Source organism: Caballeronia zhejiangensis, from assembly GCF_000698575.1.
In the GTDB taxonomy this organism is placed as follows: domain Bacteria; phylum Pseudomonadota; class Gammaproteobacteria; order Burkholderiales; family Burkholderiaceae; genus Caballeronia; species Caballeronia zhejiangensis.
This window is the reverse complement of record NZ_JFHD01000001.1, coordinates 14,572-31,923: the sequence shown is the minus strand read 5'-3', so window position 1 is coordinate 31,923 and position 17,352 is coordinate 14,572. Positions and strand designations below refer to the sequence as shown.

At 64.3% G+C, this 17,352-nt stretch carries 17 protein-coding genes and 1 pseudogene; 7 read left to right on the top strand and 11 right to left on the bottom strand.

The window, feature by feature from the left end; all coding sequences use genetic code 11:
- Positions 1–3: 3 nt before the first annotated feature.
- Complete coding sequence (locus BG60_RS00160; protein ID WP_008345947.1) at positions 4–588, bottom strand: ParB-like protein; 585 nt, start codon at positions 586–588, stop codon at positions 4–6.
- A 155-nt stretch (positions 589–743) separates the two neighbouring features.
- Between BG60_RS00160 and BG60_RS00155 the strand changes: the two genes are divergently transcribed.
- The 3 genes from BG60_RS00155 to BG60_RS00145 are packed head-to-tail and all read left to right on the top strand — an operon-like array spanning position 744 to position 4,233.
- Positions 744–1,952 carry a zinc-dependent alcohol dehydrogenase gene (locus BG60_RS00155; RefSeq protein ID WP_034470047.1) on the top strand — a complete coding sequence of 403 codons (1,209 nt, stop codon included), beginning with the start codon at positions 744–746 and terminating at the stop codon, positions 1,950–1,952.
- Positions 1,919–2,845: an alpha/beta fold hydrolase gene (locus BG60_RS00150; protein WP_008345945.1), complete on the top strand. Its 927-nt coding sequence runs from the start codon at positions 1,919–1,921 to the stop codon at positions 2,843–2,845. The genes BG60_RS00155 and BG60_RS00150 overlap by 34 nt, the downstream gene beginning before the upstream one ends.
- Positions 2,842–4,233: a hypothetical protein gene (locus BG60_RS00145; protein ID WP_034470044.1), complete on the top strand. Its 1,392-nt coding sequence runs from the start codon at positions 2,842–2,844 to the stop codon at positions 4,231–4,233. The genes BG60_RS00150 and BG60_RS00145 overlap by 4 nt, the downstream gene beginning before the upstream one ends.
- Positions 4,234–4,254: 21 nt before the next feature.
- Here BG60_RS00145 and BG60_RS00140 read toward each other — a convergent pair whose 3' ends face one another.
- The 3 genes and pseudogenes from BG60_RS00140 to BG60_RS00135 all read right to left on the bottom strand — a co-directional run bounded on the left by BG60_RS00140 (position 4,255) and on the right by BG60_RS00135 (position 7,184).
- Entirely contained in the window at positions 4,255–5,247 is a 993-nt protein-coding gene (locus BG60_RS00140) for an SDR family oxidoreductase (protein WP_033536883.1), read from the bottom strand.
- A pseudogene (locus tag BG60_RS38040) lies at positions 5,244–5,378 on the bottom strand (hypothetical protein); the annotation flags it as partial. The pseudogene BG60_RS38040 and the gene BG60_RS00140, both read right to left, overlap by 4 nt.
- A gap of 9 nt (positions 5,379–5,387) precedes the next feature.
- The gene (locus BG60_RS00135; protein ID WP_008345941.1) at positions 5,388–7,184 is read right to left on the bottom strand and encodes a thiamine pyrophosphate-requiring protein; all 1,797 of its coding nucleotides are present in this window, start codon (positions 7,182–7,184) and stop codon (positions 5,388–5,390) included.
- 178 nt (positions 7,185–7,362) lie between these two features.
- On the opposite strand from BG60_RS00135, the gene BG60_RS00130 reads away from it, so the two are divergent.
- Positions 7,363–8,067, top strand: coding sequence for an MgtC/SapB family protein (locus BG60_RS00130; RefSeq protein WP_008345940.1), 705 nt, complete (start codon positions 7,363–7,365; stop codon positions 8,065–8,067).
- Positions 8,068–8,547: 480 nt separating this feature from the next.
- Here the strand turns inward: BG60_RS00130 and BG60_RS00125 are convergent, their stop codons facing one another.
- Together BG60_RS00125 and BG60_RS00120 are read right to left on the bottom strand one after the other, a co-directional pair.
- Entirely contained in the window at positions 8,548–8,970 is a 423-nt protein-coding gene (locus tag BG60_RS00125) for an RcnB family protein (RefSeq protein ID WP_008345939.1), read from the bottom strand.
- Positions 8,971–9,102: 132 nt separating this feature from the next.
- Positions 9,103–11,097 carry a protein-L-isoaspartate(D-aspartate) O-methyltransferase gene (locus BG60_RS00120; protein WP_008345938.1) on the bottom strand — a complete coding sequence of 665 codons (1,995 nt, stop codon included), beginning with the start codon at positions 11,095–11,097 and terminating at the stop codon, positions 9,103–9,105.
- Positions 11,098–11,228: 131 nt separating this feature from the next.
- Here BG60_RS00120 and BG60_RS00115 point away from each other — a divergent pair, with 131 nt between their 5' ends.
- Entirely contained in the window at positions 11,229–11,435 is a 207-nt protein-coding gene (locus tag BG60_RS00115; RefSeq protein WP_033536882.1) for a hypothetical protein, read from the top strand.
- A gap of 9 nt (positions 11,436–11,444) precedes the next feature.
- Complete coding sequence (locus tag BG60_RS00110) at positions 11,445–12,716, top strand: MFS transporter (protein WP_051078959.1); 1,272 nt, start codon at positions 11,445–11,447, stop codon at positions 12,714–12,716.
- 217 nt (positions 12,717–12,933) lie between these two features.
- Here the strand turns inward: BG60_RS00110 and BG60_RS00105 are convergent, their stop codons facing one another.
- Positions 12,934–13,155 carry a hypothetical protein gene (locus BG60_RS00105; protein WP_008345935.1) on the bottom strand — a complete coding sequence of 74 codons (222 nt, stop codon included), beginning with the start codon at positions 13,153–13,155 and terminating at the stop codon, positions 12,934–12,936.
- Positions 13,156–13,194: 39 nt separating this feature from the next.
- Positions 13,195–13,374, bottom strand: a complete 180-nt coding sequence (locus BG60_RS00100) for a hypothetical protein (protein WP_033536881.1) — start codon at positions 13,372–13,374, stop codon at positions 13,195–13,197.
- Between the two features lie 139 nt (positions 13,375–13,513).
- On the opposite strand from BG60_RS00100, the gene BG60_RS00095 reads away from it, so the two are divergent.
- Positions 13,514–13,891 carry a DUF3022 domain-containing protein gene (locus tag BG60_RS00095; protein ID WP_008345934.1) on the top strand — a complete coding sequence of 126 codons (378 nt, stop codon included), beginning with the start codon at positions 13,514–13,516 and terminating at the stop codon, positions 13,889–13,891.
- 4 nt (positions 13,892–13,895) lie between these two features.
- On the opposite strand, the gene BG60_RS00090 is transcribed toward BG60_RS00095, so the two are convergent.
- From BG60_RS00090 to metE, 3 genes are all read right to left on the bottom strand, one after another.
- Entirely contained in the window at positions 13,896–14,231 is a 336-nt protein-coding gene (locus tag BG60_RS00090) for a hypothetical protein (protein WP_034470041.1), read from the bottom strand.
- 81 nt (positions 14,232–14,312) lie between these two features.
- Positions 14,313–14,897, bottom strand: coding sequence for a glutathione binding-like protein (locus BG60_RS00085; RefSeq protein WP_008345933.1), 585 nt, complete (start codon positions 14,895–14,897; stop codon positions 14,313–14,315).
- 131 nt (positions 14,898–15,028) lie between these two features.
- A complete protein-coding gene (gene metE, locus BG60_RS00080) occupies positions 15,029–17,320 on the bottom strand; it encodes a 5-methyltetrahydropteroyltriglutamate--homocysteine S-methyltransferase (RefSeq protein ID WP_008345932.1) in 2,292 nt (763 codons plus the stop codon).
- Between the last annotated feature and the right edge of the window lie 32 nt (positions 17,321–17,352).

Sequence of the window (17,352 nt, the reverse complement as noted above, 5' to 3'; positions counted from 1 at the left end):
AGATCATCCGATGAAACCGGGAAGGCCGAGAGCCGCGTCGCTGCGGGCCAGACCGGCGGCGCGTTCGAGCAGCGCGTCGAATTGCGCATCGGCGCGCGGTCGCGGGAAGTGCGCGCGAAAGAAGTCCGCCCAGCGAAAATCGGCAAGCGGCACGTCGGTTTTTTCGTAGCCGCCCGCGCTGCGCACGAAGGCCGCAAGGCTGCGAAAATCGTCGTCGATGGCGTCCCGCATATGCACCGGCATGTCCTTGAAAGCGATGCGGCCGCCGTCCGCGTCGTAGGGATGCACCCACGCCTCGTTCTCCATCGTCAGCCAGAACGCCGCGCGCGATAACGACGACAAGTCCCGCACCAGCACGAACGGCACGTCCTGCACGCCGATGCGGGCCAGCGCGCAAGCCACATGATGATGGTCGATGACATACGGCTCGCCTCCCGGCCCGAGCACGACGGCAATCGGCTTCGCGGCTATCGACATTGCCAGTTCATGTGCGCGCAGCGCGCGATATTCCTCGGCTTTGCGGCGGACCTGCCGTTCTCCGTGCGTCGCCTGCGTCGGATGCAGATCGTCGATGCGCAGCGTATTCATGGCGCATTCCTCGATGTGTGTCGAACATGCGGGCAAGCGCCGTACCCGGTCTGGACCCGCTGTTGCTTCTCGCTGAAACGAAAGTCCCTAATGCGGTGCGCGGGCGCATCCATTGCTGAAATCGCACACGGACCCGGCCATTCAAGGAGTGTGCAATGAAAGCGGTTGTGTTTCATGGAATAGGCGATATATCGCTCGATAACGTGCCCGACCCTTCGATTCGTCACGATCAGGACGCGATCGTGCGCCTGACCGCGAGCGCGATCTGCGGCACCGATCTGCACATGGTGCGCGGCACGCTGCCAGGGATGGTGCCGGGCACGATACTCGGCCACGAGGGCGTCGGCGTGATCGAGCAGGTCGGTCGCGGCGTGCGCAACCTGAAGCCGGGAGACCGCGTGCTGATTCCATCGACGATTTCGTGTGGCTGCTGTTCGTATTGCCGCACGGGCTACACGGCGCAGTGCGACTCGGCGAATCCCAATGGCGCGGCGGCAGGCACGGCGTTCTTTGGCGGACCGAAGTCGACGGGGCCGATCGACGGATTGCAGGCCGAATACGCGCGCACGCCGCTAGCCCATGCGAGCCTCATCAAATTGCCGGAGAATATCGACGACGAACGCGCGATCCTGCTGTCCGATATCTTTCCGACGGGCTTTTTCGGGGCGCAACTTGCCGAGGTGCGTGACGGCGATACCGTCGCGGTGTTCGGCGCGGGACCGGTCGGCCAGTTCGCCGTGGCGAGTGCGTTCATGCTCGGCGCGGGACGCGTGATCGTCGTGGATCGCCTGACGGATCGTCTCGCGATGGCGCGCGCGCAAGGCGCGGAAGCGGTGAACTTCGACGAGGAGGATCCCGTCGCAACGATTCTCGCGTTGACGGGCGGCATCGGCGTGGATCGTGTGATCGATGCCGTGGGCGTCGATGCAGTGCACGCGCAGGGCGGGCCGGCTGCATCGCAGGATGCCGTCAAGCAGGGCGAAGCGGAAAGCAGGACCGTCACGGCGCAGCGCAACGAACACGACGGCAACTGGATTCCCGGCGATGCGCCCACGCAGGCGCTCGACTGGGGCGTGGCTGCATTGGCGAAGGCGGGCACGCTCGGCGTGATCGGCGTGTATCCGCCGAACGACCGCTTCTTTCCGCTCGGTGTGGCGATGAACAAGAATCTCACCATCAAGATGGGCAACTGCAATCATCGCGCGGTGACGCCCGGACTCGTCGAGCGCGTGAGGAACGGATCGTTCGATCCGCTGCGCGTGCTGTCGACACGCGAGCCGATGATGAACGTCATCGACGCATACAAGGCATTCGATCAAAGGCAACCGGGATGGATCAAGGTCGCGCTCGATCCCGCCGCGTGACGGCCGCGCGGCCATCATGGCGCATCGTCGCGGGCGTCGGCGCGTGCGCGTTCGTGGCCTGGGCGGCGATCGAATGGACGCGCCTCAAGCGCACGCCCGCACTTTCCGATGAAAGCGCCCGCAAGGGCATAACGGCGCGCTACACGCAGGCCGGACCGTATCGCATGTTCTCGCGTCACGCGGCATGCGAAGGTGGCCACGCGAAGCGCCTGCCCGTGGTGCTCGTGCATGGTCTCGTGATATCGAGCCGCTACATGGAGCCGCTCGCGCTCGCGTTGCGCAGCGACTTCGACGTGTACGCGCCCGATCTGCCCGGCTTCGGCGAAAGCAAACTGCGCGGCGGCGCGCTGTCGGTGCCCGAACTCGCCGATGCGTTGCGCCTCTGGCTCGGCGCGCGCGGCATCGAGCGGGCGATGTTCATCGGCAATTCCTTCGGCTGCCAGATTCTCGCGGATTTCGCCGCGCGCTATCCCGAGTCGGTCGACCGGCTCGTGCTGCAAGGACCGACCGTCGATCGCGATGCGCGCTCGCTCTTCACGCAAGTTTGTCGCGACTGGCGCAATGGACGGCTCGAACAGGCGAGATCGTCGGCGCCGATCGGGCGCATCGATTATGCGAAAGCGGGCGTGGTGCGCGCGCTCGCGACGATGCGCGAACTCATGCGCGATCGCATCGAGCGCAAGCTGTCGCGCATTGTTGCGCCGACGCTCGTCGTCGCCGGATCGCGCGATCCCGTCGCGCCGCTCGCGTGGGCGAGCGAAGTCGCGGCGCGCGTGCCGAACGGCGCGTTGCTGGCGATAGACGGCGGCACGCACACGCTCAACTATGTCTATCCGCATAGCTTCGCGCTCGCGATCCGCGCGTTTCTTCTCCAGGGCGGCGCATCGAGATGACGAAGCCACCGCGCGGCATTGCCCGCTTCGATTCGGCCGCGGGCATGGTGCAGGCGCTCGCCGCGTGTCTGCATGGCGAACGCTTCAGCAGCCCGAGCCAGTCGCCGCTGCTCGATAGCCTGATGCCGCCGATCAACCTGCTGCCGAAGCGCGCCCGCGAATGGGTGTACACCGTGGGCGGCATGTCGGAGGGCATCACGGCGCGGCAGGCGCGGCGTCTCGATGTGGAAGACATCGGCGAATGGATCGCGGGGCTTTACCCGCAGCGCACCTACGATGCCGCGTTCATCGGTTCGTCGAATGGCGCGCTCATGCACGTTGCGGCGGCGCTCGGCGTGCCCTGGCTGCCGCAGACGTTTCTGTGCCCGGTGCGCGCGCCCTTCAGCGATCCCGACGATGCGCAAAGCGGCTTCGATGACGGCCTCGCCGCCGTCGATGCGTTGCTTCGCGCCGATCCGCGCATCGCGATTCATCATATGCAGGATCCGAATCAGGACCGGCTGATGCTCTCCGCGATGAGCTACTTCCGGTTGAAGCTGCGCGCGCTGCCGCTGGCGTATCGCGAGTTTCTGCTGCGCAGTCTTGCGCCGGACGCGACGCTTCATATCGTCCGATGCACGCGCGACTGGCCCGTTACGCGCACCGGCGACCGATCGTTCTATCAGTTCGGCGCGCTGGGCGGCGCGACCGAGCGCGAGTACTTCGAAGGCGGGCCGCGTGTCGCGCGCTATCTCGCGCGTTATGGCGTGAAGCGCACGCGATGGGACGCGCCCGCGCCGACCCTGCGCGCGCCCGAAGCCGAATGGGGCTATGACGTGGCGCTCACCGAATCCATCGTCGCGCTGGCGAAGCAGAAGAACTGGCGCGTCGTCGAATGGCGCTTCGAAGAGCCGGAAGCGTTCAGCTTCGCGACGGCCGAGTTGTATCGCGCGTGGTATCGCGAGATGGGGATCGAGTCCAAGCGGCTCGTCGTCGATTCATTCCTTCTGATGGACCCGTACACGACGCTGCGATTGCGCGCGATCCCATTCTGGCTCGTCTTCTGCACCGACCCTTCGGCAGAGACGCTGCGCCGCTTTCTCGAACGCGAGTCCTTCGACGAGATCGACATGATGCTGTTCTCGCATGGCACCGAAGGCGTCGGCGTGACGAGCATCGACGAATGGCGCGCGTTGACCGCCAAGGCGAAACGCGAAGGGCGCTTTCTCGGTGTCGATGCACGGCGTTATCCGCGCGACTTCGCGACCTTCGTGCGCTTCGATCGTGCGCTTGCCGAACTGAAGCCGCAATACGGCTTGCCGGAGCCAATGCCGCCCGCGTTCTTCGAAGACGCGCTGCGCAAGCATGGCGCGCGTCATGGCATCACCGCGCACGATCACAACGCATGAAGCGAATGCCGGTCATCGTCATTACGCGCGCCGACGCATCAAGCGCGCGATGATGGCGCCCAGCCCGAGCCCCGCGCAAAGCAGCAGGCCGCGATGCGTGTCCACCCAAAACGACGCGCTCGCGCGCTTCGCCTCGTCCGTGAAGCGCCCATGCACCCGATGCAGTTCAGTGACCGGTTGCGAGAGATTGCCCGGACGTTCGCCGCTGGAGAGAGCGGGGTCCTGCTGCGCGCGAAAGCCCGTGCGTCCGAGATAGACATCGAGCAAACCGGGGATGATTGCATTCGCAACTATCGCCTTGACCGACGACATGCCGACCCACAGCTCGCGCCGCCGATGCGTGGCCGCCCACCATATCGCGCGCGCTGCGACTTCGGGTTCGTAGATCGGCGCGACGGGACGCGGCGCGTGCGGCATCGCGCTCCTGGCCCAGTCGAATTGCGGCGTGTTGAGCGCGGGCATCTGCACCATCGTCAGATGGATGCGGCTCTTGGCATGATGCAACTCGCAACGCAGCGAATCGGTGAACCCGCGTATCGCGTGCTTCGCGCCGCAATAGGCCGATTGCAGCGGAATCGATCGATACGCGAGCGCCGAACCGACCTGCACGATGACGCCGCGATTGCGCGGCGTCATGCGTTTCAACGCGGCCATCGTGCCCCACACGAAGCCGAGATACGTGACGTCCGTGATGCGCCTGAAATCGCGTTCGGGCATATCGGCGAAGCGCGCGAACGAGGTCAGCATCGCGTTGTTGACCCATACGTCGATGGGACCGAGCTCTGCTTCGACGCGCGCGGCGGCACTGTCGAGCGCGCCGCTTTCGCTCACGTCGAGCGCGATGCTCAGCGCACGCACGCCGAGCGCGCGCACGTCGGCGGCGGCGTCTTCGAGCGCTTGCCGATCGCGCGCGATCATCGCGACGTCCACGCCGCGTCGGGCGAATTCGAGCGCCGTCGCGCGGCCCACGCCCGCGCTCGCTCCGGTGATGACCACGACCCGAGGCTTTCTCATCGCGATAACTCCCCGCGTGCGGCGAGCGCTTCGATTTTGTCCGCCGTGCAACGCGCGATCGCCTGAATGGTGAAAGAAGGATTCACGCCGCCGACGGTCGGATATGCCGAGCCGTCGTGAATCCTCAGATGCATGGACGATCACTTGTCCTTGTGGCCCGGCAGCACTGCGCCCAGCACTTGCTTCGCCGTATCGACGATCACATGGCTCTGGTTCGGATCGCCCTTCATGAGCGTGGTCGCGAAAGCCTTCGCCTGCGCGATCGTGATGTGCGGCGGCAGCGGCGGCACGTTCGGATCGGCCTTCACTTCGATCACGACGGGACGATCCGCCGCGAGCGCTTCGTCCCACACGGCGGCCATGCGCTCGGCATCGTCGACATAAAAGCCCTTCAGCCCGATCAATTCCGCGAACTTGTGATAAGGCACCGAAGGAATGTCCTGCGATGCCTCGAACTTCGGATCGCCTTCCATCACGCGCTGTTCCCACGTCACCTGATTCAAGTCTTCGTTGTTGAGCACCATGCAGATCCAGCGCGGATCCGACCATTGCTTCCAGTACTTCGCGACCGTGATGAGCTCGGCCATGTTGTTCATCTGCATCGCGCCATCGCCGACGAGCGCGATCACCGGACGCTCCGGATACGCGAATTTCGCCGCGATCGCGTAGGGCACGGCCGCGCCCATCGAGGCGAGGCCGCCCGAGAGCGAGCACTTCATGCCGCGCTTGACCTTGAGATCGCGCGCGTACCAGTTCGCGACCGAACCGGAATCGCTCGTGACGATGGCGTTCGCGGGCACGCGCGGCGACAGCTCCCAGATCGTGCGCTGCGGATTCACGCCGGCTTTCGCAGGCTCTATCGCGCGCTTTTCGAGTTTCTTCCACCAGTCGTCCATCCAGCCTTCGATGTCCTTACGCCACGCGCCATCCGTCTTCTGTTCCAGAAGCGGCAGCAACGCGCGCAAGGTCTCGGCACTGTCGCCGACGAGATTCACTTCCATCGGATAGCGGATCGAAAGCATGTCGGCCTTGAGGTCGATCTGCACGCCGCGCGCCTCGCCTTCCTTCGGCAGGAACTCGGCGTAGGGAAAGCCCGAGCCGATCATGAAGAGCGTGTCGCATTCGGTCATCAGCTTGTAGCTCGGCTCGGTGCCGAGCAGGCCGATCGATCCGGTGACGAAGGGCAGATCGTCCGGCAATGCGGCCTTGCCAAGCAGCGCCTTCGCGACGCCCGCGCCGAGTTTGTCCGCGACAGCGATGACTTCGTCCGTGGCTTCCAGCGCGCCCGCGCCGACGAGAATCGCGACCTTCTTGCCGGCGTTGAGCACATCGGCGGCGCGTTGCAGATCGTCGGCATAAGGCACCGTCTTCGGTGCGCGATAGCCCACGCCCGAATGCAGTGTGCCGTGCTTGCGGCCCGGCGGCTCGTATTCCAGATCCTGCAGATCGTTGGGCAGCACGAGCGCCGTCACCTTGCGCTCCGATAGCGCGATACGCACCGCGCGATCGACGAGATGACGAATCTGCGAGGGCACGCTCGCCTGTTGAACGAAGGCGCCGGCGACGTCCTTGAACATCGCGGGCAGATCGACTTCCTGCTGATAGTGTCCGCCCAATGCGGCGCGTGCCTGCTGCCCCGCAATGGCGAGAACGGGCATGTGATCGAGGCGCGCATCGTAGAGACCGGTGAGGAGATGCGCCGCGCCCGGACCGGATGTCGCGATGCATACGCCCAACTCGCCGGTGAACTTCGCATGTGCCGATGCCATGAACGCAGCCATCTCTTCATGACGCGCCTGAATGAATTCGATCTTGCCCTTCGCGCGACTGAGCGCGCCGAATACGCCGTTGATGCCGTCGCCGGGATAACCGTAAATGCGGCGCACGCCCCATGCATGCAGGCGATCGACCAGAAAATCGCCGACGGTAATAGCCATGATTGAAGTCTCCGGAAAACACGATCGAAAGAATGCGCCGCATTGCATGCACGCCTTGTTTGGCTTGCGCGCAATGGCCATGCCGCTGTCTTTCAATCGCTGCAAGGTGCGATGAATCCATGCGGGCGTGATGATTGCTAGAGCGCTTTACGCGGACGATTGCTTCAGGACACATACGATGGCGCTCATGCCTCTCACCCTCGAATGGCCGGATGTCTGCATTCGAATATCGCTGGCGGTGCTTGCCGGCATTCTCATCGGATTGAATCGCGGCGAATCGGGCAAGGTCGCCGGATTGAGAACCACGCTGCTCGTATGCCTCGCGGCGTGTCTCGCGATGCTGCAAGTCAACGCGTTGCTTGCTCAGGCGGGCAAGACGCCCGGTTCGTTCGTGCAGATCGATCTGATGCGCCTGCCGCTCGGGATACTGTCGGGCGTGGGCTTCATCGGCGCGGGTGCGATTCTTCGCAAGGATGGCCTCGTCAAAGGCGTGACGACAGCGGCGACGTTATGGTTCGTGACGGTGGTCGGACTGTGCTTCGGCGGCGGTCAGCTTGGACTCGGCGCGGCGGGACTCGGGCTCGGGATCGTCGTGCTCTGGTTTCTGAAGGAGGTCGAAAGACGCATACCGCGCGAGAATCATGCGGAGCTCCGGATAACTTATGAAAGAGGCGTCTTTTCGCGGGACACGCTGGCTGAATCGATGCAGGCCGCGGGTTGCAGGCTCGCCTCGATTGCGGGCGCGGCGAAGGGACCGGAACGGATGGAAGAGCGCTTCGAAGTACGCTGGCACGGCGCGCCCGATGCGCAGCCGGTGCCGCCGTTCAGCGAGTGCGCGATGGCTGCGGGCGCGATCGAGTCCGAGTGGAGCATCATCCGCTGAACGGTGTACAGCGAATTAACGTGGTGGTTAAAGCGTGCTCGAGGCGACCCAAGAGGGGACCCAACAGGCGACCCATAAGGCACCCATAAAGAACAATTGGCTGTGCGTTCGTTTTGACATATAAATGAGAGACGATCTTCTTGGAACTTCGGGAGTCCAGATGCTTATACGCTGTGCAGCATGCAACAAGCTCATATATTCAGACGATGCTCTCGAAGACGATACGTGCCCCGCATGCGGATCCACGAACACCGAGCACATCGCAATGGGCTTCGTTTTCGATCAGACGGTCGCTGTGCCGGACCCGCCGGCAAGGACCACGGAAAGCGCCGATTCGCCCGGCACGATTCGCAGGAAGCTGTAGTCGCACGAATCGATTCGTAACGTACCGCGTTGGATGTGCGCTTCGACCCCCTCTCGTTTAAGCGCATCTTGCCCGCCTCGACAGGCGGGCTTTTCTTTATGCGCATTCAACGCAGATCAATGCGACAACACGACCTGCGCGATGACGCCCGACGCGACCGCAACCAGCAGATAGTCCGCACCGACGCCGACCCACTGATAACCGCGCGGCGGCTGACGCAGGCCTTGTCCGCGCCAGTCGTCGACGACGTACTGACGGCTTCGGTAATCGTTATCAAGACGCTCGCCCTTGCGCCAGTCGCGACGCGGCTCATCGTTGGCATGCTGCGGCGGGCGGGGCGCGTCGCGGCCATTCATCTCCGGACCATGACCCGGCGCGCCGGGACCGCCCTTGGCAGTGGGACCGCCCGGACCGCCCGGTGCGCGATGCGCATCGTGATAGCCGTCCGGACCGCCGGGTGCGGGCTGTGCGAAAACGGCGCCCGTCGTCAGTCCGATGCTCGCGCAAACCAGTGCGGCGACGATTCGACTCTTCTTCATGTTCGTTCCTCTCGAAGTGGCAAAGGGATGTTCTGGATGCCCGGACTGTACGCAATGGGCAACGAAAATGACGTGAGCATGTGTAAGCAACGCTTACGTTCCATTACGCGCTCCATTACGCGCAAACGCGCGTCAGACGCCGAACGGAAAGGTTTCTGGCGTCTCGTGCGTGACTTGTGAAGGCTCGATCGCGCTGACCGCGCGCGTCGTATCGAACCACACGAACGCATCGAATTGCGCCGACAGCTCGGCTTGCGCGTAATGGCTGTACAACTCGGTATCGGGCCGATAGACCACGCCGATGAAGCGTTCGAGCCGCTCCTCGCCCAATGCGTCGCGCAGTGCATCGTTCACGCCGGCACGAAGATCGACGAGGCACGGACTCGCGCCCGCAAGATGAAACTGATGCTCGTAACTATCGGCGCGCGATGGCCGCACCTGCATGATCTGCATCGGCTCCTCCCAGTCCGATGCCGCCGCGACCGTGCCCGCGTGCGTGCCGAAGCCGATGAGCGCGGCGTCGTCGCCGAAGCGCTCGCGGCATAGCTGACCGACGTTCAACTCGTCGCGCATGCGGCCCATCTCGGTCGCGGATGCATCACCGAGATGCGAGTTGTGCGCCCATACGACCGCGCGCGCGTCCGGTCCCCATGCATCGAGCAGGCTGTCGAGCGTGTCGAACATGTGCGTGTCGCGCAGATTCCAGCTTTCCGCCGATGCCCCGTACATCGCACGATAGTACTGCTCCGCCGATGCGACGAGCCGCGCGTTATGCGTCGCGTCGAGCAGTCCGTGATCGCTCGCGGACGTGGCGAGCCGTCTGTCCAGCAGATCGCGCAATTGCGCGACGACGGCTTCCTCGCATGTGCCGAAGCCCGCCTGCCACGCGGCGCGTCCATAGACAGCGGGGTTTTTCTGCCAGGGCGTGAGGCATCCATAGCGCACGCGGGCAATGCGCGCCGCGCCCGGGTCCTGTGCGTCGAGATACGCGAGCACGGCGGCGATGGATTCGGAAAGGCTATACAGGTCGAGTCCATAGAACGCGGCGCGGCGCTCGTCGGGCAACGCGGCGTTGTGCTGCCGCAGCCACGCGACGAACGCGGCGAACTCGGTATTGCGCCACATCCACGTAGGGAAACGCGTGAACGGTCGTGCTTCGGGTCGCGCGCGCGGACGGCCGCGAACGTGCTCGTCGATGATCGCGGCATCGGGCCAGTCCGCTTCCACCGCGACGAAACTGAAGCCGTGCCGTTCGATGAGACGCCGCGTGATGGCGGCGCGCGCTACATAGAACTCGGCGGTGCCGTGACTCGCTTCGCCGAGCAACACGACGCGCTTGTCCGCGAAACGATCGAACGCATGTGCGAAGTCGGGCGCACCGAGCGCGGGCAGACGCACCGCCGATGCGCGGATCAGATCGGGCAACGTGCGCGCAACGGGCTCCTCGAGCGTGGGTTTGTCCGTGCGAATGTCGGGTTCGTCGCTCCAGCCTTGCGCGCCGATCAACGGCACGAACATCACGCCGCCGAGGTCTTCGTCGCGCCACACATCGTCGTCCGTGCGCGTGTATTTCATCAGACGCTGGGATTCGCGCGCGTCGCCGACGGGCATCACGAGCCGTCCGCCTATCTTGAGTTGCGCGCGCCATGCGTCGGGCACGGATGGACCGCCCGCCGCCGCGATGATCGCGTCGAAGGGCGCGTGCTGCGGCATGCCGAGCGTGCCGTCCGCATGATGCACGCTGACGTTCGTGAGCCCGAGCGCCTTGAGCAAGGCGGCGGCATCGTCGGCGAGTTCGCGATGTCGCTCGATCGTATCGACGCGCGCCGCGATACACGCCGCGATCGCCGCCGCATAACCCGAGCCGGTGCCGATGTCGAGGACATGATCGCCAGGTTGCAGGTCGGCGGCTTCGAGCATCAGCGCGACGATGTACGGTTGCGAGATGGTCTGACCCGCGGCGATCGGCAACGGGCTGTCCTCGTAGGCGAATTCGGCAAGGGCTGGGGGAACGAAGGCATCGCGGGCGATGGCGCTCATGCATTCGAGCACGCGCGCGTTCCTGATGCCGCGCCCCTTCAACTGACGTTCGACCATGCGTTCCCGCGCTTCTTCAAAGGTGTTCATGAACATTTCCCGAAAAAGGTCAGAACGTTGAAGAGGCAGCAAGCGACAGTCCCAGTTCGCCACTGCTCGCGAGCACGCGGAATGCGATTTGCTGTGCGTTCGGCACGGCATAAAGGAGACGCATACCTCGGATGACACTCACATCGAACGATGCACGCGAGCATCGCGCCTTGCGCCCCGCGCGCGATGACGGCAGCGATCGTCGATCGACGCCAGCGCCGAAGCAAGCGTTAACGGGCCTCATGCTGCGCGCTAAGATCCATTCGGCATCGAGCGCGGAATACTACGGACTTCGAAGCGAAGGTGTCGTCGAACCTAGCGTGCAGGTCGTGCTCTGAATCCAAAACATGCCAATACACAATGTGAAGCCAACCCGTCCGCTCATCGCCGTGAGCTTCTTCGCGGCGGACGTCCAGGCGGGCGTCGGCCCGTTTCTCGGTATCTATCTGCAAGCGCACGGCTGGACGCCGGACCGCATCGGCACGGTGCTGACCATCGGCGGCATCGTCGGCATGCTCGTGACGACGCCCGCCGGCGCGCTCGTCGATGCCACGCCGCACCGGCGCGCCATCGTCGCGGTCGCGAGCGCGCTGTCCATCGTCGCGGCGATCATCATCTGGATGTGGCAAGGCTTCTGGCCCGTCACGCTGTCGCAAGTGGCCACGGCGATCGCGGGCGCGACGATGGGCCCCGCGCTCGCCGGCCTCACGCTCGGCATCGTCGGACGGCAGAATTTCGATCGCCAGTTCGGACGCAATCAGGTGGCGAATCACGCGGGCAATATTGCGGCCGCGGCGCTTTCGGGCTGGCTCGGCGCGTGGCTCGGCATGCCGTACATCTTCGGGTTGAGCGCGGCGTTCGGTGCGGGCTGCATCTTCGCGGCGCTGTGGATTCCGCCGCGCTCGGTGCATCGGCATTTCGCGCGCGGCATTGCAAAGGACGACAACGACGATCCCTCCGACACGCGCGCCGATGCCATACAGGTTCTGCTGCGCAACCGCTCGCTGCTCGTGCTGGCGGCCGCGCTCGCGGCGTTCAACCTCGGCAATTCCGCGATGCTGCCGCTCTACAGTCTCGCGGTCGCGTCGGCGCATACTGCCGATCCCAGCCATGTGACGGCCGCCAATATCGTGATCTCGCAGATCGTGATGCTCGTCGCGGCGGCCTATGCGAGCCGCCTGATTCGCCGATGGGGCTTCTGGTGGATCATCCTCGTCACGCTCGCGACGCTCCCGCTGCGCGCGATGACGGCCGCGTGGATCGCGCCTTCATGGGGCATCGTGCCGGTGCAGGTGCTCGATGGCATCGGCGCGGGCTTGCAGACCGTCGCGGTGCCCGCGCTCGTCGTGCATCTGCTGCACGGAAGCGGACGGGTGAATCTGGGGCAGGGCGCGGTGCTTGGCGTCCAGGCGGCGGGCGCGTGCCTGAGCCCGATGCTCGGCGGCTGGATCGCGCATCACTATGGCTATCCGGCGGCGTTCATCACGCTTGGAAGTTTGTCTGTCGTCGCGTTCGCGATCTGGATCGGCTTTGGGCAGCGCGTGCGCGATGCATGCGATACGCGGCGCGAAGAACTCGGCAAGCTCGCCGATCTGGATTCATCGACGTTGTTGCCATGACAAGGGCCGCGGCATGGGGAATGCGGAAGTTCATCTGACCGACAAACCGGAGATGAGGATGAACTCACCGCGCTTTCCCGCAGACGCCGACCAACGCATGCAAATCCCGCCGCCCGACGTCGACCCCGATCCTTCCGTACCGGATGACGATCCCGTGCCGCCCGATGGCGCGCCGCATCCCATCGGCGATCCGCCGAATCAAAGACCGCCGGAGCGCTTAGGCCCCGGCCTCGTCGCCGGGGGGCAGTGCGTCGGCCTTGGCGTTCGCGTGCGTCGTGGCCGCTTCCCTCGCGGCGTCCGCGCTTTCCAACGGCCGATCGCGCATTTCGGTGAAGCCGTCCGCATCGATCGTGTAGGACCAGGTGCATTGACCCGTTGGATCGTGATCGATCGTGATCTCGACGCGATGTCCGTTGCGAACGTAAGTCTCGGTAGACATGATTTGATCCCTCGTTGAATGACCTGCGCGGTGCATCGGCTACGTTGCGTTGGAATCCGGCGGAACGGGATTCTTTTCCTGCGTCGACGGCAATTCGTTTTCCGATGCGTCGTGCGTGCGCTTTTCGCGTTCGTCGAGTTGACGCTGCTTCGTGTCTTCGCCTACGGGTTCGTCCATATCGTCGGCGGTGGCATGCGGCACGGGCTTGTCTGGCGTCATGATGTGCCTCCCGGAATCGTGATGCGGCACGCGGCGCGCGCCTTAGTATCGGGCGCAGCAAGCAACGGACCCGTTCGCGTTACAGACAGGAGCGCGGCTTGCTGGGCGATTATCGAACAGGCATTCGGGAGAGCGAGGAATGAAATACACCGATCAGGATCAGCGCGTGGAGGAATTGCAGGTGGCGTTGTCGCGTGCGTTCGATGCACGGAAGACGCCGTTCGTAGGCGTGGTGGACGAAGGCTACGACATCGTCATCAACGTATCGTGGGCCATCGAGACGGGCCGCGACACGACGCTCGATGCGCGTTGCAGCGTCGTGTTGCGCATCGCGGCGCGTCAGTTCGAGCGATATGGCGCGATGGATACCGCGCAGCGCCTCATCGTGCAGGATCGCGTGATCGCGCACGTGCGGAGTGCGTTCGACCAGTCGCGCTCGGGTCAGGCGAACGCGAACGAATGCTCGCTCGAACTTCGCGCCGCCGACGACTGGTTCGACACACCCGACACGCCCTGACGCATTACCAGCCTTGCTCGCCGCCGCCGGTCGTCGACGGGCTCGTCTGGCCGTTCGTGCCGCCGCTGCCGTTCAGACGCGGCTGCATGCCGCCCGATCCTTGGCGTGTGCCCGCACCCGCGCCGCTCGTTCCATTCGATGAGCCGCCCACGCCGGACGGCCCCGTCGACGGCCCGCTGCTGTGGCCGGAGTTCGGCGTGATGCCTGCCGCATCCTGCGCGTTCTTCGCGCTCGACGGTCCGTGGCTTGCGCCAGGCTGCGTCTGATCGGCTGCGGCGAATGCGCCGCCCGAGAGCGCCATCAGTAAAGCCGAAATCGCGATGGTTCTGTTCGCTTGCATGACCTGCCTCCGTATGTCGATGTTGGTACGAAGCATGGCGCAAGGCGCGTTCCGGGCTTTGCGGCCAGCAACGCGTTTCCCTCATTCAAGCCCTTCGTGCTCGAACGCAAGTTTCACTGCGGGGCGCTCGCGCATGCGCTTGTAGAACGCCTGGAGCTCGGCGGGCATATCGACGCCCATTTTCTGCGCCCACGTCAGCATCGTGAAGAGATAGGCATCCGCGACGCTTACATCATTGCCGAAGAGATAATCGCCGCGCATCGTCTTCGCGACATACGCAAAGCGCTGGCCGATTTTCTCGCGCGCCGCCGACGCTTCCGCATCGGATGTCGGCCGGAACACGCGTCCGAACTGCTTGTGGATCTCGGTCGAAATGAACGCAAGCATTTCCAGCAGACGCAGATGGCCGTCGTCGCCGGAAGGCGCGAGCGATGGCGCTTTTTGCGCGACCCACGAAAGAATCGCGACGTTTTCGGTGAGACGCTTGCCATCGTCGAACTCGACGACGGGCACATAACTCTTCGGGTTGATTTCGCCGAAGGGCGTGCCGTCTTCCGTCACCTTGGTCTTCAGATCGACCTTCACGCGGTCGAAGGTCAGGCCGGCTTCGTGCATCGCGATGTGATCGGCGAGACTGCATGCGCCGGGCGCGTAATAGAGCTTCATGATGCGCGTCTCCTTTGGACGAGGATATGTGTATTCGGCGAGCAAGGGCCATGCCGCAATGCCGCCATGCGGACGTCGCGCTATACCGTACGAAGCTCGCAGGCCGCAACATGCTGACCGTAGGAAGCGATTTACGCCGATGCACGCAGCGTATGCGCGGCCGCGACCATGTTGCGCAGCGCGGGAATCACTTCGTCCCATTGACGCGTCTTGAGTCCGCAGTCGGGATTCACCCACAGACGCTCGCGCGGAATCCGCTCCGCTGCCTTCGTCATCAACGCGACGATTTGCGCTTCGCTCGGGATATTCGGCGAGTGGATGTCGTACACGCCCGGCCCGATCTGATTCGGATACTTGAAATGGTCGAAGGCTTCGAGCAGTTCCATGTTGGAGCGCGACGTTTCGATGGTGATGACATCGGCATCCATAACGGCGATCGATGCGATGATGTCGTTGAACTCCGAATAGCACATGTGCGTGTGTATCTGCGTTTCGTCGCGCACGCCGTTCGCGGCGATGCGAAACGCTTCCACCGCCCAGCGCAGATAGCCATCCCATTGCGCGCGGCGCAGCGGCAGGCCTTCGCGCAACGCGGCCTCATCGATCTGGATCACGCGAACGCCGGCCTCCTCCAGATCGAGCACTTCAGCGCGGATCGCGAGCGCGAGTTGCCGGCACGATTCGGAACGCGGTTGATCGTCGCGCACGAACGACCAGTTCAGGATTGTGACGGGACCGGTCAGCATGCCTTTCATCGGCTTCCGGGTTTGCGCTTGCGCATAGCGGGTCCATTCGACGGTCATCGGCTTCGGACGGCTGATATCGCCGAACAGAATCGGCGGCTTCACGCAGCGCGATCCATACGACTGCACCCAGCCGAACTCGCTGAACGCATAGCCGTCGAGCCGCTCGCCGAAGTATTCGACCATGTCGTTGCGTTCGGCTTCGCCGTGCACGAGCACGTCGAGCCCGAGCGCCTCCTGTTCCTTCACGGCGCGCGTGATTTCGCGTTCCATCGCGGCGCGATAGGTGGTTGCATCGAGCTGTCCGCTCCTGAACTGACGACGCGCATGACGGATTTCGTTCGTTTGCGGAAACGAGCCGATGGTCGTCGTCGGATAGGCGGGCAGCGCGAGCATCGCGGCCTGCTTCTGCGCGCGCGTTTCGTATGCGCTCGCGCGCTGGCCGAGCGTCGCGTCGATCTTTGTGAGCGCTTCTTTCACCGCCGGGTTATGCACGCGCGATGATGCGCGGCGGCTCGCGATCGCGGCCGCGTTGCACGCGAGCGCATCGGCGACGCTGGCGCGACCGTCGTTCAAGGCGCGTGCGAGCACATCGAGTTCATCGAGCTTTTGTAGCGCGAATGCGAGCCACGATCTGATTTCGGCATCGAGCTTCATTTCGCTCGCAAGATCGACGGGCGTATGCAACAGCGAGCACGATGGCGCGATCCACAGCCTGTCGCCGAGCGATGCATGCAGCGGTTCGAGCCAGTCGAGCGTGGCGTTCAGATCGGTTTTCCAGATGTTGCGGCCATTGATCGCGCCGACCGATAGCACCGACGAATCCGGCAACAGCTTTGCGGCGGCGCCGACGTCATCGCGCGCGTTGATCGCATCGATATGCAGGCCGTCGATCGGCAGCTTGCACGCGAGATCGAGATTCTCCTGCAACTGGCCGAAGTAGGTCGCAAGCAGAAGGCGCACGCGTCGTTGTGAGAGCGCATCGTAAGCGGTGACGAAAGCGTCGCGCCATTGCGTATCGAGTTCGGTGACGAGCGCGGGTTCATCGATCTGCACCCATTCGATACCGAGCGCCGCGAAGTGATCGAGCAGCGCCGCATAGACGGGCAACAGGCGCGGGAGAAGCGCGAGCTTGTCGGAGTCGTCCTTCGCCTTGCCGAGCCAGAGATACGTCACCGGCCCGATGATGACGGGCTTCGCGTTCACGCCGAGCGCGCGCGCTTCGCCGAGCTGCTCGACGAGACGCGACGTATCGAGCGTGAACTGCGTCGCCGCATCGAACTCGGGGACGATGTAGTGATAGTTGGTATCGAACCATTTCGTCATCTCACCCGCAGCCACGCCCTCGCAGCACGCTGCATGTTCCTCAGCGCTTTCGGAAGAGCCTCCGCGAGCGACGCGGAAGGCGTTGTCGAGCGCATCGCCGTGAAAGCCGCGCACGCGTTCGGGCAGATTGCCGAGCGTGAAGCTCATGTCGAGCACCTGATCGTAGAACGCGAAATCGCCGGCCGCCACGAGATCGAGACGCGACTGATGCTTCCAGTGGCGCTCGCGCAAGTGAGCGCCGACCGCCTTCAACTCGTCGCGCGATGACTCTTTTTTCCAGTACTTTTCGAGCGCGAACTTCAGCTCGCGGTTTGCGCCGATGCGCGGGAAACCGAGGTTGTGTGTCGTGGCCATCGTTGCGTGTTCTCGTCGGAAAGAGAGTGAAT

Coding starts and splice junctions, on each gene's coding strand:
- BG60_RS00090 (WP_034470041.1), bottom strand. CDS start 14,231: ATGCAAGCGAACAGAACCATCGCGATTTCGGCTTTACTGATGGCGCTC.
- BG60_RS00120 (WP_008345938.1), bottom strand. CDS start 11,097: ATGAACACCTTTGAAGAAGCGCGGGAACGCATGGTCGAACGTCAGTTG.
- BG60_RS00100 (WP_033536881.1), bottom strand. CDS start 13,374: ATGACGCCAGACAAGCCCGTGCCGCATGCCACCGCCGACGATATGGAC.
- BG60_RS00145 (WP_034470044.1), top strand. CDS start 2,842: ATGACGAAGCCACCGCGCGGCATTGCCCGCTTCGATTCGGCCGCGGGC.
- BG60_RS00150 (WP_008345945.1), top strand. CDS start 1,919: ATGGATCAAGGTCGCGCTCGATCCCGCCGCGTGACGGCCGCGCGGCCA.
- BG60_RS00110 (WP_051078959.1), top strand. CDS start 11,445: ATGCCAATACACAATGTGAAGCCAACCCGTCCGCTCATCGCCGTGAGC.
- BG60_RS00160 (WP_008345947.1), bottom strand. CDS start 588: ATGAATACGCTGCGCATCGACGATCTGCATCCGACGCAGGCGACGCAC.
- BG60_RS00125 (WP_008345939.1), bottom strand. CDS start 8,970: ATGAAGAAGAGTCGAATCGTCGCCGCACTGGTTTGCGCGAGCATCGGA.
- BG60_RS00135 (WP_008345941.1), bottom strand. CDS start 7,184: ATGGCTATTACCGTCGGCGATTTTCTGGTCGATCGCCTGCATGCATGG.
- BG60_RS00105 (WP_008345935.1), bottom strand. CDS start 13,155: ATGTCTACCGAGACTTACGTTCGCAACGGACATCGCGTCGAGATCACG.
- BG60_RS00130 (WP_008345940.1), top strand. CDS start 7,363: ATGGCGCTCATGCCTCTCACCCTCGAATGGCCGGATGTCTGCATTCGA.
- BG60_RS00095 (WP_008345934.1), top strand. CDS start 13,514: ATGAAATACACCGATCAGGATCAGCGCGTGGAGGAATTGCAGGTGGCG.
- BG60_RS00155 (WP_034470047.1), top strand. CDS start 744: ATGAAAGCGGTTGTGTTTCATGGAATAGGCGATATATCGCTCGATAAC.
- metE (WP_008345932.1), bottom strand. CDS start 17,320: ATGGCCACGACACACAACCTCGGTTTCCCGCGCATCGGCGCAAACCGC.
- BG60_RS00140 (WP_033536883.1), bottom strand. CDS start 5,247: ATGAGAAAGCCTCGGGTCGTGGTCATCACCGGAGCGAGCGCGGGCGTG.
- BG60_RS00115 (WP_033536882.1), top strand. CDS start 11,229: ATGACACTCACATCGAACGATGCACGCGAGCATCGCGCCTTGCGCCCC.
- BG60_RS00085 (WP_008345933.1), bottom strand. CDS start 14,897: ATGAAGCTCTATTACGCGCCCGGCGCATGCAGTCTCGCCGATCACATC.